The sequence below is a fragment of the Aeromonas sp. FDAARGOS 1406 genome (assembly GCF_019048565.1).
In the GTDB taxonomy this organism is placed as follows: Bacteria; Pseudomonadota; Gammaproteobacteria; order Enterobacterales; family Aeromonadaceae; genus Aeromonas; species Aeromonas caviae.
Genome location: NZ_CP077378.1, coordinates 109,077 through 125,024, shown reverse-complemented (window position 1 = coordinate 125,024; position 15,948 = coordinate 109,077). Strand labels below are relative to the sequence as shown.

The 15,948-nt window shown below is 51.7% G+C and carries 17 protein-coding genes and 2 pseudogenes; 5 read left to right on the top strand and 14 right to left on the bottom strand.

The features are described from left to right. Positions 1 to 63 precede the first annotated feature (63 nt). The 4 genes from I6L36_RS00615 to I6L36_RS00600 form a co-directional block, all read right to left on the bottom strand. Positions 64 to 1,932, bottom strand: coding sequence for a ThiF family adenylyltransferase (locus tag I6L36_RS00615; RefSeq protein ID WP_162629665.1), 1,869 nt, complete (start codon positions 1,930 to 1,932; stop codon positions 64 to 66). Beyond that, entirely contained in the window at positions 1,925 to 3,091 is a 1,167-nt protein-coding gene (locus I6L36_RS00610) for a metallohydrolase (protein WP_216986926.1), read from the bottom strand. Before I6L36_RS00610 ends, I6L36_RS00615 begins: the two co-directional genes overlap by 8 nt. Before the next feature lie 3 nt (positions 3,092 to 3,094). Beyond that, entirely contained in the window at positions 3,095 to 3,655 is a 561-nt protein-coding gene (locus I6L36_RS00605; RefSeq protein ID WP_216986925.1) for a hypothetical protein, read from the bottom strand. 276 nt (positions 3,656 to 3,931) lie between these two features. After that, the gene (locus tag I6L36_RS00600) at positions 3,932 to 4,855 is read right to left on the bottom strand and encodes a WYL domain-containing protein (RefSeq protein WP_059169688.1); all 924 of its coding nucleotides are present in this window, start codon (positions 4,853 to 4,855) and stop codon (positions 3,932 to 3,934) included. Between the two features lie 126 nt (positions 4,856 to 4,981). Here I6L36_RS00600 and I6L36_RS00595 point away from each other — a divergent pair. The 3 genes and pseudogenes from I6L36_RS00595 to I6L36_RS00585 all read left to right on the top strand — a co-directional run. Then, positions 4,982 to 5,137, top strand: a pseudogene (locus tag I6L36_RS00595) (ATP-binding protein); the annotation flags it as partial. 98 nt (positions 5,138 to 5,235) lie between these two features. Next, positions 5,236 to 5,547, top strand: coding sequence for a hypothetical protein (locus I6L36_RS00590; RefSeq protein WP_113736274.1), 312 nt, complete (start codon positions 5,236 to 5,238; stop codon positions 5,545 to 5,547). 3 nt (positions 5,548 to 5,550) lie between these two features. Continuing rightward, complete coding sequence (locus tag I6L36_RS00585) at positions 5,551 to 6,075, top strand: J domain-containing protein (protein ID WP_113736275.1); 525 nt, start codon at positions 5,551 to 5,553, stop codon at positions 6,073 to 6,075. A 38-nt stretch (positions 6,076 to 6,113) separates the two neighbouring features. Here I6L36_RS00585 and I6L36_RS00580 read toward each other — a convergent pair whose 3' ends face one another. From I6L36_RS00580 to I6L36_RS00560, 5 genes are all read right to left on the bottom strand, one after another. Then, positions 6,114 to 6,464 (bottom strand): hypothetical protein, encoded by a 351-nt coding sequence (locus tag I6L36_RS00580; RefSeq protein ID WP_162629666.1) that lies wholly within the window; start codon positions 6,462 to 6,464, stop codon positions 6,114 to 6,116. 67 nt (positions 6,465 to 6,531) lie between these two features. Beyond that, entirely contained in the window at positions 6,532 to 6,753 is a 222-nt protein-coding gene (locus I6L36_RS00575; protein ID WP_113736276.1) for a hypothetical protein, read from the bottom strand. A 150-nt stretch (positions 6,754 to 6,903) separates the two neighbouring features. Further along, positions 6,904 to 7,884, bottom strand: a complete 981-nt coding sequence (locus I6L36_RS00570; protein ID WP_216986924.1) for an IS5-like element IS5 family transposase — start codon at positions 7,882 to 7,884, stop codon at positions 6,904 to 6,906. Between the two features lie 68 nt (positions 7,885 to 7,952). Further along, the gene (locus I6L36_RS00565; protein ID WP_119197636.1) at positions 7,953 to 8,588 is read right to left on the bottom strand and encodes a hypothetical protein; all 636 of its coding nucleotides are present in this window, start codon (positions 8,586 to 8,588) and stop codon (positions 7,953 to 7,955) included. After that, positions 8,582 to 9,313 carry a hypothetical protein gene (locus I6L36_RS00560; protein ID WP_119197635.1) on the bottom strand — a complete coding sequence of 244 codons (732 nt, stop codon included), beginning with the start codon at positions 9,311 to 9,313 and terminating at the stop codon, positions 8,582 to 8,584. Before I6L36_RS00560 ends, I6L36_RS00565 begins: the two co-directional genes overlap by 7 nt. A gap of 162 nt (positions 9,314 to 9,475) precedes the next feature. Between I6L36_RS00560 and I6L36_RS00555 the strand changes: the two genes are divergently transcribed. Both I6L36_RS00555 and I6L36_RS00550 read left to right on the top strand, forming a co-directional pair. Next, on the top strand, positions 9,476 to 10,336 hold the full coding sequence (locus I6L36_RS00555) for a hypothetical protein (RefSeq protein ID WP_141116502.1): 861 nt from the start codon (positions 9,476 to 9,478) through the stop codon (positions 10,334 to 10,336). A 13-nt stretch (positions 10,337 to 10,349) separates the two neighbouring features. Then, a complete protein-coding gene (locus tag I6L36_RS00550) occupies positions 10,350 to 10,586 on the top strand; it encodes a hypothetical protein (RefSeq protein ID WP_111897077.1) in 237 nt (78 codons plus the stop codon). A gap of 236 nt (positions 10,587 to 10,822) precedes the next feature. Here the strand turns inward: I6L36_RS00550 and I6L36_RS00545 are convergent. The 5 genes and pseudogenes from I6L36_RS00545 to I6L36_RS00525 form a co-directional block, all read right to left on the bottom strand. Further along, positions 10,823 to 11,671 (bottom strand): annotated as a pseudogene (locus I6L36_RS00545) (IS5-like element IS5 family transposase); the annotation flags it as partial. Between the two features lie 367 nt (positions 11,672 to 12,038). After that, positions 12,039 to 12,470, bottom strand: a complete 432-nt coding sequence (locus I6L36_RS00540) for a hypothetical protein (protein ID WP_021140579.1) — start codon at positions 12,468 to 12,470, stop codon at positions 12,039 to 12,041. Between the two features lie 250 nt (positions 12,471 to 12,720). Further along, the gene (rmuC, locus tag I6L36_RS00535; protein WP_109113028.1) at positions 12,721 to 14,544 is read right to left on the bottom strand and encodes a DNA recombination protein RmuC; all 1,824 of its coding nucleotides are present in this window, start codon (positions 14,542 to 14,544) and stop codon (positions 12,721 to 12,723) included. A gap of 309 nt (positions 14,545 to 14,853) precedes the next feature. Further along, positions 14,854 to 15,225 (bottom strand): hypothetical protein, encoded by a 372-nt coding sequence (locus I6L36_RS00530; protein ID WP_162540652.1) that lies wholly within the window; start codon positions 15,223 to 15,225, stop codon positions 14,854 to 14,856. Positions 15,226 to 15,262: 37 nt separating this feature from the next. Next, positions 15,263 to 15,799, bottom strand: coding sequence for a hypothetical protein (locus I6L36_RS00525; RefSeq protein WP_109113030.1), 537 nt, complete (start codon positions 15,797 to 15,799; stop codon positions 15,263 to 15,265). Between the last annotated feature and the right edge of the window lie 149 nt (positions 15,800 to 15,948).

Sequence of the window (15,948 nt, the reverse complement as noted above, 5' to 3'; positions counted from 1 at the left end):
CACAACTGAGCGAGCACTGCTCCCGGTAAGTGCACTGTTAGCCCCAGATCTGGACAGTAGTATTTATGCCCTGACCTTCCAGCCATCGCCCCCCCCAGTGTATTCAAGCTCCACAACCCGATCGCCCGTACCAGGATCCCCAAACGCTTCAATCCATGATTCATTCCACTGCCCTCCCAGTTTAATCAGCTCCCGAGAGCTACCAAGCCACACAAAGGCTGTGGGAGCAGCTTCATCGTCAATCAATGAGAGGACCACACGCGCCGCTAAGGCCTGTATGTGCGTCAGGGGGACAACGCCATAGGGCTGGAATATCCCGCCGCAGGCTGGTACCTGGTGAGTTGTTCTAGCACCTTGCCAATGGATCACCGGCACACGTAATGCCCCGACGCGCTGACCTGAACAATGATGCAAGCTGTTGAACGCCTCGGAACCACTTGGATTCACAATCACATGACCGGCCATTGCGTGAGCTTCAACCATCGCAAAAACAATGGGAGGGGCCGACAACGCATGAGACTGTGCTCGTAACAGCTGCTGATCTGTCGTCCAATCGGCGGTGCAACTGACGACGATATCTGCACGGCACATAGCCTCCAAGCAGGCGCTCTCCGCGGATGTCCACTCGTTGGCATTCGCGGTGATGGTAGCGTTTGGAAATGCACTGGCGAGCGTGGTCTTTAAAGCGGACACCTTCGCCATTCCGGCTGAATTGAGGCCCAGAACGTGACGTGAGCAATTTTCCGTCCCCAGCAGTTCATCATCCCAGAGGTCTATGGTGGTAATGCCGGACTGCAGTAGTAGTTTGGCGATTGCGGCACCGACGGATCCGCACCCGATGATGGCCACTCGATGTTGACAGAGGGCACTTACCGCAGGGTTCTTGTCTCGGCCATACACCCAGCTGTTATCCATCCGCCGGATCAGCTGCCCGAAGACCTTCATTGTGCGACATCGGTTGACTAGCACCTGCAGAGGCAATGCATCTCTAAACCCCGTCAGAACAGGCCGAGATGCCCAGTCATTCTGCTTAGGGCTTATTAGGTTTCGTTCAAATCGCAACCCGAGCACACAGGGGCCTGTAGATGTCTGCATTGTTACCAATGCGCCTGGCTGGCGAATACTGTCATTCATCAAGACATGACACAGCATCGTGGCCAGTTGTTTTCGGGAGCGTTCATCCGGGACCATCGCAAGCAGATCAGAGATGGTCGACGGATAGTCGGAGGGTGCCCAAGCACCATCGATTGCCAATAGCATCGACTTGCGGATCCCCGCCAGCATTCGTTCCCGCCGCTTGGGTTTCTTTACTCTCCGCGCTTTTACCTTTCCGTGAGGCTTCTCTCCCCTGGGTGGCACTAAAATCTGCCGGTTATCAAGCCATCGGATTAAATCAGCCTCACTGTCCGCATATACCAAGCCTGCTTTGGTGCTGAAGCAGTAGATCTCTCGACTGGCCTGGTTATTCAAGTCACATAGGCTTATCGCCTCGCTGGTGAATTGTTTGCAGTGATAAGCCCAGTAGCTCAATATTTCAGCCTGGAAGTCGCGATCGAGCTCACCCGTTACTGCTTTGCTGAGAAGGTCTTCCGCCCGAGCAAGCAGGTACACGAGGTAGGCATAGTTCGTTGTATCAATGATGGCGTTCGATGGCAGTATGCATAGCCGCCCGCTGGCTTCGACATGGGGAAGCTCGAGTGGCTTAATGTCCGGCGTGGACACGTAGACTTCCGGTATACAGCCTTCAATGGATTTATGAAACTGCAGGCGGAGCCGGACCGGGCGGCCTCGATGTCTGACATTGACTGGGATCTCCCAGCCAAATGCTGGCCCCCCGGGGCAAGCTGATAACTGATCCGCGGTTAGCCGATAACCGCCGTATGGACGGAGCAGATCAGTGATCTGCTCCTCGGCGTGTGCGCCATCAAGCATACCCGCGTCCATCATCACTCAAATTTACCGAGTTATTACCGGTCCCCGACAGCGATAACTTCTTGGGGGGATTCCTCGTCAGCCCATCACTGGTGATCCAAAACTCCAGGGGCGTTTCTTCGCCCTCTTTTTGATGGTCGGCAACGCATGTGAAGTTGGCCTTATCAGAGCCCAGGATCTTCCGATATTCCTTCATAGCCGCAAATGATGGCGGATCTTTGTCGTCGTCATGGATTGGCTTGCTGCTTGAAACAATGAACGCCCCATCTTTAGCCAGGCTCAGCGCGTTCCATGCGGCTTCAGATATTTCTGCCGTTTCATTGGCCGCCTTTTTGTCCTTCCAGCTGTCATGAGATAGTGATCGCCATGAGCAATGATGCGGGGCTTGCAGCAAGTCATATTCAAGCCAGTGCGTATGCCCATCAGCCTCCAGGTGTTCCCACAGGACATCCCAGCAGACCACCTTGGCATCTCCGCCCGTGAGAAACTGAATCGACTGCCCATCGCCCGTGATCTGATAGTTCATGATGACGCTACTTTCGTTCAGACCAAGGGCTACTTCTTGCTCCTCAATATCCGATTTTGGGGCTGGACCCAAAACCCGGGCGCGAAATACCGATGAAGACTTGTTGTTGATGCGACTAATCTCAGAATCTCGCGGGCACAGGATCTGGTGGGTGTTATCGAGGTTGCCATCTTCGTCCTCGGTCAAGATCAGGACCTGGTTACCCACACCCTGAATGCATTGCCGCTCTTGATACAGACGAATGCGACGACGGATCTCTGCGTGAAGAGCTCTGGCATCATCAGTGAGTTTGTGGTCCGTTTGGTTGGCCCGTTTAAATACGATTGGGCTCGCCCAGATTTCATCGATGAAGATCTTCTTGCTTTTGTCTGCGTAGTCTTCCGGCTTACCGAGGTAAAAGTGCTCACTGATCCCGCCGCAATGGTCGTCGTGAGGGTGAGAACAAACAAAGACATCCACATAGGGACGCCCCTTCTCATCCTTCCGTAATCGCTCGGTAAGCATTGAGATGACATCCGGATAGTCATCCCCAGCCCTGATGCGACAATCAATCAGGATCCGCTTATTGTCCTCAGTCTCAATCAGTGTCATATCTCCATTCCCAACCGGGAAGAAGGTTATTCTTGCTACCATGGCTCACTCCTCTGTTTTGGTTTTATCCTGCGACGATTCTTTCGATTCTTTCGATTCTTTCGATGCTTTAGCTGTCCTGCTGAGCTCTATACCAAACAGACTCTGGCCGAGGTCCTCCATCTTGGCCATGAACCGGTCCACATTGATCCCGGCAAAAAGAGCAAAGACCAAGTACCCATAATCTCCAGCAGCACTGTCCTGCTGGGACGCATCCAGAACAACGAGCCCAGCACGAAGACACAAGTACGCGGCCAGCCCGCAAACGGCGCTGGTGAGAGGGCGCAGGTAATACCAAGGCAACCACCTGGGGTCCCAGCTATTCCGAACGCAGCGATTCAGGTAAACAGCTCGTAGACAGTAAAGGCTGCCCCCAAGGCATCCGGTCAAAACGCATTTAATGCCCAGAAGGTTATCGACTATCCAGGAAGGAAGTCCGGAAGGCGCGTGCAGATTGCTATACACATAAAGCAGGAGACAGAGGACCAGGATCAGGTATAGAACAACCCTGACGGTCTCGGAGTGAACAGTATTTGTTGCCGATGGTGTATCTTCAGGGGTGCTCATTGACTGCCTCACGACCAGAAATGAGTACTGATGGTACCATATGAAAACTATTGTTATTAGCCTCGCTATCATGTTTTCCTGATGTGGAACTGTACATGCATACGAGCAAAGAAAAGCGCCGATGATAGTATCGGCGCTTGAGAGTTATGATGTATTACGATGTACTTTTACATATATCGCCTAAGTGCACCAAACGCTTTTCCAGTAAGGCTTATAGCTGATACATCGCCAAACTATGCTTCAATATGGAATAAGTCGGATCCGGTGGGGAGTGTATTAACGTGGCAGCACAAGCAAATCTGCACTCTTGAGCTTGAAGGTACAGCCTTGCTCGATCAGCTCCTCTCGATTTGCCAGCACCAGCGGGTAGAGCAGAGGATGTTGTTGGTGTTCGCCGTTATAGCTCACCTGCATCCGTTCCAGTGCATAGTGCATCAAAGGGATGCGCTGGCTGATCAACAGCTTGCCATCTGCCATGGCGTAGTCGCTGGCAATGATGGCTTGCTGTCTTTCGCTGAGGGCTGGATTGGGGATAACGATGGCGGTGACCCGGGTGTTCCACTCCCGATCCTGATCCCGGCCGTGGGGGGAGGCATCCAGCAGATCTGGTTCGCCGCGAAAACGACTCATCACGAAGTCCAGATATTCCCCTTTCTTCTCGCAGTAGGCGCGCACGTGCCAGCGGATCCCGTCATAGACCAGGGTATGGGGCACGATATTGCGGCCGCTCTGCGCCTCTGAGCTGAGCGACACGTAATCGACATCGACCCGCAGTTGGCCGCGCGCCGCCTGCACCAGACCACGCACGATTTTCGGGTCGATATGGCGGTTGGGCACATCCAGGATCTCGATATGGCCGTAGCGCAGGTCCATCAGCGGCAGGGTTAACAGGCCCGCTTCATGTTGGCGCTGGTGCTGCTTCTCACGGTGCAACAGCATCAGGTACTCATCGACGTTGCCTTCACTAAAGCGCGGCACAAAGTGGTCGGTGGGTTTGTATCCCTTCAGACTTTTGTCATAGACCAGCCCGTCCGGTGCATAGTGAGTCAGGTAGTGATTGATATCCCGTGACGCTTGCTGGCGACCGATATTGAAGGCGGTCATCAAATGATTGGTGGTCAGCCGTCCTTCCCATTGCAATACGATTTCCAGCAGACGAAAACGCAGGGTTTGATCCCAGGTGAGCTCTTTGGGTGCCATATCTGTTCCAAAATGCGACATGTGTATGTAACCAGTATCGGCATGAGTATACAGGCTACATATAATCAATCCATCGAGATGAACGTTACAGGAGTATGTCATGAACGGAAAGCTGGACAGTGCATACTACCAACGGAAGAGTGGTACGCGAGCTTGGGGGACAACACCCTGGCAGATGCGATCCTGGATCGGCTGATGCACAACGCTCACCGGCTGTCACTGAAGGGAGAATCGATGAGAAAGAGGAGAAGTGAGTTGACCCAATCTGAACAGTCGAGTTAGAAACGAGATGACATGAGCGCGTTAAGGATCAGGGTGTTCACGTTGGCCGGAATGGCTGTTCAACTTCGCCGGAATACGCAACCAATACCGCCCTGCACATGGATGACGAACAGCTCGACTATCAGTGTGACGTTCTTACCCAGATGCTGATGGAGACTTGTGGCCACTGCCCCGATGACATCGATACCTTGCGCGAGATGCTCAAAAACCCCGATCGGTTGAACGAGTACATGATGAATGCGGCGCGCCAGCATATGGCCGAAGAGTGCAACACCGTCGATAAAGAAGAGGATGCCCGCTTCGACGATGATGAGTTGTTTGCCGATGAGCCTCTCTTCGGCACTGAGCAGCAAGATGCTTTTGCCCACGCGCGCACCCGTCGTGAGCAAGAGGAAGAGGCGCGCATCTAACAGTTGTTCAGCAAAACCAGCCTCAAGCAGCTCTATCGCAAGCTCGCCCTGGCGCTGCACCCGGACCGGGAACCCGACCCCGTCAAGCAGGCGGAAAAGACCCGCATCATGGGCCAACTCAGCCAGGCCTGGGAAAACAAAGAGATGTTCACCCTGTTGCAGCTGGCCCACACCCACCTGCCCGAGTTCGATAACCTGCTCAGTGACGAGAACCTCGCTTACCTCAACCCGATGCTGAAACGCCAGCTACGCGAGCTCGAAGTCAGCTACTACGGCGGGCAAGACGGGCTAATGGGCGCGGTGCTGCACAAATTCAAGCAATCATCCAAGAAAAAGACCGAGCAGGCCTTTGCCGAACATCGGGACTATTTGCTGCGTGATATCGACCACCTGACTGCCCAGCTGGCCGAGATCACCACCCTGCAGACCCTCAAACCCTATCTGGCGGCCCGCTGGGATCAGAAGCAAATGAGGTGGGCTGCAAGGTTCGATAATATCATTGTTCATTGGCGACAATATATTGCTTAGTAACCACAAAGTAACTGCCACTTTGCAGGTTCAAATTTTCAGCGTGCATAGATCCGGCATAGCTCTTGTAGAGCCGCGAGATCTGGAACTTTGATACAGGCTGCTGCATGTCCTTCGTACAGTTCAGGGGCGCAAGATTTCAAATTACTATTGCGAGTTTGTTCTGGTTGATAATCTGTTCGTTGGAGTATCCGCAAGGTTGGGTTCGAGAGCCAGCTCCCTTGTTGCACAAAAATTGTGATGCCCTGATTCTCCAGTATCAAGGCTAATGGATAGATACCTTTGAGGCGGAATCCAGCAACTTTTTTCGTTTGATTGACCATTTCGAACCATTCTGGGCTATTGGAAAAATAATCCAGAGCTTGTTGTACTGCATGGGAGATACTCATCGTGAATGTTCTCTCTCTTGATCATTATGGATGTTTTTCGAGCTGATGTGTGGTGATTAAGCTGCCATCACTCATGCTCTTTATGTTGGATGGTGCTCATAAGAAGCCATTGTTCCATGCTGGTTTTGTCCTGGTCTGCCTGTTTTCTCTGGTTTATACCGTTGAGCGTTAATGCATCATTGAGCTGTTCTGCTGCTTCGGAAAAATGGCGCAGTGCAGCCGATAACTCATGGAGATTGAAGCGATCAACTTCAACGATACCTTCTACCTTACCTGCTATTTTCTTCATCTAGGGAAGGTGCGAATAAGCGGGGAAATTCTTCTCGGCTGACTCAGTCATCTCATTTCTTCATGTTTGAGCCGATTTTTTCTCCCGTAAATGCCTTGAATCAGCCTATTTAGACCGTTTCTTCGCCATTTAAGGCGTTATTCCCAGTTTTTAGTGAGATCTCTCCCACTGACGTATCATTTGGTCCGCCCGAAACAGGTTGGCCAGCGTGAATAACATCGCCAGTTGGTTATCGTTTTTCAGCAACCCCTTGTATCTGGCTTTCACGAAGCCGAACTGTCGCTTGATGATGCGAAATGGGTGCTCCACCTTGGCCCGGATGCTGGCTTTCATGTATTCGATGTTGATGGCCGTTTTGTTCTTGCGTGGATGCTGTTTCAAGGTTCTTACCTTGCCGGGGCGCTCGGCGATCAGCCAGTCCACATCCACCTCGGCCAGCTCCTCGCGCTGTGGCGCCCCTTGGTAGCCGGCATCGGCTGAGACAAATTGATCCTCTCCATGCAGCAGATTACCCAGCTGATTGAGGTCATGCTCGTTGGCCGCGGTGGTGACTAGGCTGTGGGTCAGGCCACTCTTGGCATCGACACCAATGTGGGCCTTCATGCCAAAGTGCCACTGATTGCCTTTCTTGGTCTGATGCATCTGCGGATCGCGTTGCTGCTCTTTGTTCTTGGTCGAGCTGGGTGCCTCAATGATGGTGGCATCGACCAAGGTGCCTTGAGTCATCATGACGCCTGCTTCGGCCAGCCAGCGATTGATGGTCTTGAACAATTGGCGGGCCAGTTGATGCTGCTCCAGCAGGTAGCGGAAATTCATGATGGTGGTGCGGTCCGGCAAGGCGCTATCCAGGGATAACCGGGCAAACAGACGCATGGAGGCGATTTCGTACAGAGCATCTTCCATCGCGCCATCGCTCAGGTTGTACCAATGCTGCATGCAGTGAATGAGTAGCATGGTTTCCAGCGGATAAGGTCGCCGGCCACTACCAGCCTTGGGGTAAAACGGCTCGATGACTTCCACCATGTTTTGCCATGGCAGAATCTGCTCCATGCGGGACAAGAAAATCTCTTTTCTGGTCTGACGGCGCTTACTGCTGAATTCACTGTCGGCGAAGGTAAGTTGATGACTCATGATGAACCCTGTTCCATGGCTCCAGATGACAAACATGATCTCATATCAGGGACTTGTTCGCACCTTCCCTAGATCCCCTTAATGCCCAATTGCAGTCGGATAGTGTCGGCCTGACACGCTGCTTGGGCAACCAAGTGTAAGTTGAAGCTGGCTACAAGCGACTGATGACTGTTCCCTGTGGCTGATAGAACATCAGTTGCCGACAGTGCGGGTAGCCTATAACCCTGCGTCGTGGCAGTTGAAAACAATAATTCACTTTGCGTGTTGCGCATCTGTTTGTTTACCAGCGTCTGGAGTATGGGGGACAGGCTGTGCCAGATGTCATTAACCTGTACCCATGTCAGTTGCTTGGCTTCGTCAATTCCATATCCGGAATATAAGGTAAAGCGTAAAAGTTCACGGTCATTTGGTTGCAGGTTTTGTAGATACAGGTGGATATCCTCTGCGCTTAATGATCTTTCAATAGTAAACTGGGCCAGATGGTAGTGCCGGATTAGGCCATCCTGATGGTACATCTCAATGTGTTGTTTTATCTGTGTTACCAGCTGTCGCGCATTGAATGTGCCCAATGTAATTTCGGCTCTATGATAGAAGGCGAAAAGATGAATGCCAAATACATCCGAACCTCTCATCTGCCATATTATGGAGTCATGTAAGCCAAAATATGACACGGTAGGTTGGAATATTTCACTTATGGTCAGCATGATGGATAAACATCAACCTTTTCAGCATAATTGACACCAGGAGTTGGAACGAATCCACGGCGACCTGGAAGCCAGCGTCTGGCTTCATTGATATCGACATAGACCGAGTGTCCTTCTTTGATAACCTGCAGAGGAGCATTTTTGTCATACGTCGCATTTCTAATTGTTCGCAGGTTGGATACACCGGCTAACAGCCCAACCTCAAAAATATTAAGGCCTGTGCTGTGCATCATGGGTAGATAGATGTGTGCACAATCATGGGTGATGTTGTAATCGACATGTTCATGCTTGAATGAATGCCCATCAAGTTTGAATCGTGCCAAAAATTTATGAATAAGGAATTTCCCTATATTGACATCAACTGTCTGGTCTGTTGTTTCTCTTAACATGTTAATGGCGGATATCCACTCCATCGCAAACAGAATAGATTCGTCGCTGAATGACCATTGTTTACCATCAAAGTAGAGTGATTCGGTATCACCGAATTCCGCATATCTGTAAATGTCATTAAATACAACCCAAAGAGGTGTCTTGCGGATCAGCATTATCTGCTCATCACTGCCATTCCATGGCCAGTTATAGACATTTTCTCCTGTGGCTGATTTGTATAACTCACTGAGCGCACCACAAAAAAAATAACAGTAGCGGTCCAAATTGAAGCTGTCCGGTAGTGTTAAATCGAACTTTCGGGGCAGTTCACTTATCAAGGCTAATCGATCGTTCATCTGATATATCTCCAGTCAGAGTGTATGGCTATGCTAACTCGGAAATGGTGTAGTTGTAAAGTGCATTCAATATTGTTTGTTAGATAGGGCTAAGATAGCCTGCCTCATGTTTTACTAGCGAAAACCCTCCACCTTTTGCATTGCACAAAACAAAGTGTGTACATGTTGACTGCATATCTATCTGGTGGTAGCCTGCTTGCGAAATATGTAGCTATGGAGTGCATGATGCATCAATCGGAAGCCAAAGCGGTAGTCAAAGGAGCCATGCGTCGGGTAGGGCATAGATGGGACGAACTTGAAACAACCTTTAGGCCGGTATCCGAGTCTGGTTCCCCCCTTATCAAAACTAAGAAGAAATTCCTCCGTTATATCGATGAGGTTATTAAATTCCGGGGAGAACTGTTAATTCATAAGGTAACGTCTCAGCAGCGTAATAGTTGGCACCAAAAAATTGAACTCGCCTCTTTGTCGAGTGAATACGAAGATGTTGATGGTGTTGGTTCTGTCGCGAAAATATCCGTATGTTTTTACGATTCCAGGCAGTTTTTTAAAGGTAATCAGCGATCTGCGTATACACATTATGTCAGTCGACTATATCTGCATGAGCACTTTTTGGAGCGTATGGTATTGCGCAGTGGATTGTCAGGTATCGGAGAGATAGGGAGGGTTGTTTATCCAATACTGCATTCGTTGGTCGATAACTTTACATCCGTGAGAAATTTGGAAGAGCATTTTTATGTTGTATCAGACACTGCGGTAATGGTCTTGGAGAAGAGCGATTCGCTAAGTGGATTGGTACTAAAAACAGTACTTCTTCGCGAGCGATTTGATGACTTGCAATATGAATTATTTGATTCATCCTATAAAAGGTTGGCTGAACAGGGTGGTGGCATGTTGTTTTTCTTTCCATCATCTAAACGAATGGTTGATATTTTGCGGCTAGATAATCAACTTTTGCTACAAAAGGAGTGTTGCGCCAATACTTTTTGGTTGCATAACCTGTTGCATGATTTTTATGTGTAATTTTGGAGTATATATGGATCTGAATAAATTTTCGCAAGCAATACAGTCATTCACGGATGAACCATGGTTACAGCAGTTGGCACTATATAAAGATCAAAAGCTCTCTGTTTACTATTCACCATTTGAGTATATTAATGCTAGGGAAGGTGCGAATAAGCGGGGAAATTCTTCTCGGCTGACTCAGTCATTTCATTTCTTCATGTTTGAGCCGATTTTTTCTCCCGTAAAAGCCTTGAATCAGCCTATTTAGACCGTTTCTTCGCCATTTAAGGCGTTATTCCCAGTTTTTAGTGAGATCTCTCCCACTGACGTATCATTTGGTACGCCCGAAACAGGTTGGCCAGCGTGAATAACATCGCCAGTTTGTACAGATCTAGGGAAGGTGCTAACAAGTCACTTGGCACAAAAACACACCATTCTAAATTATTGATATTAAATAGCTAAACTTTTTAGTTTTGGCTCATAGGGTACTTATTCGCACCTTCCCTTGATGATGCGAAATGGGTGCTCCACCTTGGCCCGGATGCTGGCTTTCATGTATTCGATGTTGATGGCCGTTTTGTTCTTGCGTGGATGCTGTTTCAAGGTTCTTACCTTGCCGGGGCGCTCGGCGATCAGCCAGTCCACATCCACCTCGGCCAGCTCCTCGCGCTGTGGCGCCCCTTGGTAGCCGGCATCGGCTGAGACAAATTGCTCCTCTCCATGCAGCAGATTACCCAGCTGATTGAGGTCATGCTCGTTGGCCGCGGTGGTGACTAGGCTGTGGGTCAGGCCACTCTTGGCATCGACACCAATGTGGGCCTTCATGCCAAAGTGCCACTGATTGCCTTTCTTGGTCTGATGCATCTGCGGATCGCGTTGCTGCTCTTTGTTCTTGGTCGAGCTGGGTGCCTCAATGATGGTGGCATCGACCAAGGTGCCTTGGGTCATCATGACGCCTGCTTCGGCCAGCCAGCGATTGATGGTCTTGAACAATTGGCGGGCCAGTTGATGCTGCTCCAGCAGGTGGCGGAAATTCATGATGGTAGTGCGGTCCGGCAAGGCGCTATCCAGGGATAACCGGGCAAACAGACGCATGGAGGCGATTTCGTACAGAGCATCTTCCATCGCGCCATCGCTCAGGTTGTACCAATGCTGCATGCAGTGAATGCGTAGCATGGTTTCCAGCGGATAAGGTCGCCGGCCATTACCAGCCTTGGGGTAAAACGGCTCGATGACTTCCACCATGTTTTGCCATGGCAGAATCTGCTCCATGCGGGACAAGAAAATCTCTTTTCTGGTCTGACGGCGCTTACTGCTGAATTCACTGTCGGCGAAGGTGAGCTGATGACTCATGATGAACCCTGTTCCATGGCTCCAGATGACAAACATGATCTCATATCAGGGACTTGTTCGCACCTTCCCTAGCAGAAAACGCTCAGATTAACAGAGAGTTAGGGGTAAAAAAATCGAGTCAGTGCCATTTCAGACAATCCGCAGTACGGGAAGGCCAACTGGCACCTTCTTCGCTATTCATAAATGCTCTATTGACCCTAACGGCGCTCAGTTCATGCTATCAAAAAGAGTGTTATTCTAAGCCTGAGAGCACGGTAGCTCTATGAAGCCAGATCACCAAATCGATCATTTCTACTATTTGGCCAAGATGTACGCTGCGTCAGCGATTCATCATGGCGGTCTAATAGATCAGAACCACAGTCTGGGTTCACTTTGCGCCCAACACTGCTGGCGGTGTGCTCTGCCCATCACATCTAACTTGCCCCAAGGAGTTGGTGCGACAAGTTGTGCCATTGGAGGACCGCAGGTTGCCGAGGCTATCTTTACGCCAGGTGACGGTCTCGCCGGTGCTGGGATTGCTGACCCGTACATTGCCTAGACTATCTTTGCGGTAAGTGGTGCCTTCGCTGCTGCGCACATTGCCGAGAGAGTCTTTGCGCCAGGTGGTGCCGCTTTGCGAATCCCTGACGTTGCCGAGACTGTCCTTGCGCAGGGTGCCGCTATTGCCATCATCACACTGGTAGCGGGTATTACCGAGGCTGTCTTTGCGATAGGTACAGTCGGCGGCCCCGGCACTCTGGACCACCAGCAGTAACAGGGCACCAGCTAATACGCCGAGCGGGGGTAACGAAGGTGACATAAACATGCTCCTTGGTTGGGGCTGACTGGGACTCTCTTCAAGCGGGTCCAGTATATGCCGCCTCAATACCCATGCCGATACTGGTTACATACACATGTCGCATTTTGGAGCAGATGCGGGGTGTCTGATCACCGAGCCGGCGTTTATCGGCGGGGTCTGCTGGACGACGATGGCAATGGGTTGCAACCCAGACAATCAAGGCGCCTGTGTAGCGCCTTGATTGTTTTACGCGATCTGCATCGTTAAACGACTATGCCGTCGGCGCCGTTTCCTCTATGGCAATCGTGCCGGGCTCTTCCAGAGCCTCGACGATCAATGACAACCGATCCTGTTCGAAGTCCATATGCATGGCGTCCAGTTGCGGCAGTGTCTTGCTGGCCTTCGCCGAGAGTTTGTTGAATCTCTCCACTTTGCCATACAGCCCTTGCTTGCCCACCAGCGCCTTGACCGTGTTGTTGTAGTGATTGCTGGCAGTGTTGAGCGTGCCGCCCAAGCTGCTCAGACGTTCGGCAACAAGGCAGACCTGGTTGTAGATGTCGCCGGCTTTTTCACTGATCTCGCGGGCCTCCGTATTGCTGCGTTCGATCATCCACAGATTTGATACCGTGCGCAGGATGGGGATCAGGGTCGTATGTGAGACCAGTACGATGCCCTTGTTGTATCCATACTCGAACAAATCCTTGTTGTGCTTCAACGCTTCGATATAGGCGGGTTCAATCGGCATGAACATCAGCACAAAGCTGGGGCTGTGCATGCCAATCAAGTTTATGTAATCCTTCGATGCCAGATCGTCGATATGCTTGCGCACCGCTTTGAGATGCTCTGCCATCGCCAGCTGATACGCCTCTGGGCTCTCGGCCGCTACCGCCCGATCATAAGCCACCAAAGAAACCTTGCTGTCGATGATGATGTGTTTGCCATCCGGCAGTTTGATCAGATAGTCGGTCTGCTTGTGCTTGCCTTCCGCATCCTTGAAGCTGCTCTGCACTTCGTAGTGGGCCGCTTCAATCAGGCCACTCATCTCCAGTGTGCGGCGCAGTTGCGCTTCCCCCCAGGCTCCGCGCTGCTGGGAATCGCCCTTGAGGGCCGACGTGAGGTTGTTGGCCTCCTTGCTCATATTCAGACCAATTTCCAGCACCTTCCGGATCTCGGCATTGAGCTGAGCGCTGCCTTGCACCGAGACATCGTGCACCTCGTTGATCCGTTTCTGGAATCCTTCGATCTGCTCGCGAAATGGCTTGAGCAGGCTATCGATCCCGATCTGGCTGCTCTGAGTGAACGCCTTGCCCTTCTCGTCGAAAATCTTGTTGGCGAGGTTTTCAAACTCCTGTGCCAGTGTCTTCTTGGCATCGGCAAGTTGACCCAGCTGCTCCTGGAAGTGCTCTTCCCGCTTTTGCAGCGTGGTTTTGAGCTCGGTGTGTTCGTTATCAACCTGATGCAACCGCTCCTGCAGGCCGAGAATGGCGTTCTCACGCTCTTTCAGGGTCTGTTTGACATCCACCAGTTGTTCACGGACTTCGCGCTCCGCGCTCTGCAGGGATTGCGCATGTTTGCCTTCATTGGCCAACTTATCCTTGAGCTGGCTGATCTCATCATGGGCTGCTCGGTTTTGCCCATCAGCCAGATTCAAGCGTTCACGCAAGTCAGCGATCTGCTCTTTCTGACCACGGTTTTCGGCCTGTGCCGTCTCCAGACGCTTCTCCGCGTCATGTTGCTGCTCCTTGGCCGCGCTCAACTGCTGCTGCAAGGCCTCGCTGGCAGCCTTACGTTCGCTCAATTGCGTCGCCAACTCTTGCAGCTGCTCTTTGGCACCCTCTAGCTGGGTCTGCACCTTGCCGGCCTCCACCTGCTGCCCATAACATTGTTGTTCCGCCGCCTTGAGCTGCTCCTGAGCCTGTGCCAATTGCTGTGTCAGCAAGCCCTGTGCCTGCTGTGCCTGCCCCAGTTGGCTAGTGAGCTGACCGAGCCGGTTGCCGTGGCGCAGCGCCGCCACAAAGTAGCCAATCACGCAGCAAGCGATTGCAATGATGACGCTGATGACAATGATCTCCGTAGTCCACTGGCTGATTTGCATGAATACTCCTTAAGCGTGCTTGAAAGGCAGATGTAAGTGGTGCGAATAGTGCTTTTGCCCGGCGATAACCACGATAATCGCGTCAATGCCTATGCTGGCCACTACTGTGCAACAGGCTAACACGCCCGTTTTCATGGAAACCGATGGTGACTCACACTCCCGCCTGCTGATGCTCAACTGAGCAGAATGTTTATTAAAAATCCCGTTGGATGGCGACGTTCACAGGCTTGTCGGCCGCACCTTTGAGCATGGCGTCGAGCTTGTCGACGGGCTGGGATGGTATGCGGTCCCCGGGGTTGGCTCATCTTCCTATTCGACGTCTTCTTCGTCCGCACGCGCGTGGCTCATGGCGCGGCCTTGGGCCGCAAACTCATTGCGACGCGCCCAGCTGAAATCCGCCAACACCAGATCCGGGTAATAGGCGCTGTTAGTGCCCATCATGACGCTGACCACAAAGTCCTGTATCACCTTCAAATACTGAATGAGGCCGTCCAGCGTGGGAGATGGCGCATGGATAAAGGCCAGGATCACCTCGGATACCTGAATGCCGACGGCAGCCAGCCCCTCACTGAGCGTGAAGGCGAGATCTTCCCCTGCGTGCCACCCCTCATCCAACTCGAAGTAATGGATGAGGGCCTTGCCAAGTTGCTCCGCCGTGCGCCACGCCTCCAGGCCGTGCACCTCCCCGGTCTGCCTGCTGATCGCACGCGTTACCCGTTTATTTTTCCTCCACAACATCGGCAACGCTTCGCGCTGGGATGCCCTCGATATGCGGCGACACCCCCTTGCAGAGCAGACAATGGAAGAAGGGAAACAGCAATTCATGCACGACGCTGGGCGAGCCGAAATAACCCGCTTGGGACGCCGTTTGCAGCATCTGCGCAAAGCCATCGGCGGGGACTTGCCCGGCGGCATAAAAGGCAATTTCGCTTTCGATGATCGATTTGGCCTCCTCCAAAGACCAGCCGAAATGATCAGGATCCAGCGACAACCGCATTCTCGATGCCAGCCACCAACCTTCACTGTCACGAACAAAGAGCACTTCCGCCGCCTTGCTCCCCGTCCAGCTCCGGTATAGGTGGAGAGTTTCTCCTTCGAAATAGCAGAACCATTTGTACTCCATCGCCGGAGGGATAAATCCCTGTCGGATGTTGGCCATCTGCTCATCGCGAAAGCGCAGGCTCAGCGGAAGGGTGAGCGCATCTCGATGCAATGGTTGTAACCCTTGCCAATCATGCCGTGTCGCCGCCTTCATCCTTTATCTCCCAAGTCATCAGTTAAAACCCAGATGACTATATCGTTCGAGCAAAGCCGCTTCGATACTGGGGTTTTGCACATGTCGTATTTTCAAGCAGATATTTTCAAACTAATAGACAGATAAGAGGCAGGCGAGACGGACGGGGC

Coding starts and splice junctions, on each gene's coding strand:
- I6L36_RS00605 (WP_216986925.1), bottom strand. CDS start 3,655: ATGAGCACCCCTGAAGATACACCATCGGCAACAAATACTGTTCACTCC.
- I6L36_RS00565 (WP_119197636.1), bottom strand. CDS start 8,588: ATGCTGACCATAAGTGAAATATTCCAACCTACCGTGTCATATTTTGGC.
- I6L36_RS00575 (WP_113736276.1), bottom strand. CDS start 6,753: ATGAAGAAAATAGCAGGTAAGGTAGAAGGTATCGTTGAAGTTGATCGC.
- I6L36_RS00570 (WP_216986924.1), bottom strand. CDS start 7,884: ATGAGTCATCAACTTACCTTCGCCGACAGTGAATTCAGCAGTAAGCGC.
- I6L36_RS00555 (WP_141116502.1), top strand. CDS start 9,476: ATGTTGACTGCATATCTATCTGGTGGTAGCCTGCTTGCGAAATATGTA.
- I6L36_RS00600 (WP_059169688.1), bottom strand. CDS start 4,855: ATGGCACCCAAAGAGCTCACCTGGGATCAAACCCTGCGTTTTCGTCTG.
- I6L36_RS00610 (WP_216986926.1), bottom strand. CDS start 3,091: ATGGTAGCAAGAATAACCTTCTTCCCGGTTGGGAATGGAGATATGACA.
- I6L36_RS00590 (WP_113736274.1), top strand. CDS start 5,236: ATGGATGACGAACAGCTCGACTATCAGTGTGACGTTCTTACCCAGATG.
- rmuC (WP_109113028.1), bottom strand. CDS start 14,544: ATGCAAATCAGCCAGTGGACTACGGAGATCATTGTCATCAGCGTCATC.
- I6L36_RS00540 (WP_021140579.1), bottom strand. CDS start 12,470: ATGTCACCTTCGTTACCCCCGCTCGGCGTATTAGCTGGTGCCCTGTTA.
- I6L36_RS00580 (WP_162629666.1), bottom strand. CDS start 6,464: ATGAGTATCTCCCATGCAGTACAACAAGCTCTGGATTATTTTTCCAAT.
- I6L36_RS00615 (WP_162629665.1), bottom strand. CDS start 1,932: ATGCTTGATGGCGCACACGCCGAGGAGCAGATCACTGATCTGCTCCGT.
- I6L36_RS00525 (WP_109113030.1), bottom strand. CDS start 15,799: ATGAAGGCGGCGACACGGCATGATTGGCAAGGGTTACAACCATTGCAT.
- I6L36_RS00550 (WP_111897077.1), top strand. CDS start 10,350: ATGGATCTGAATAAATTTTCGCAAGCAATACAGTCATTCACGGATGAA.
- I6L36_RS00560 (WP_119197635.1), bottom strand. CDS start 9,313: ATGAACGATCGATTAGCCTTGATAAGTGAACTGCCCCGAAAGTTCGAT.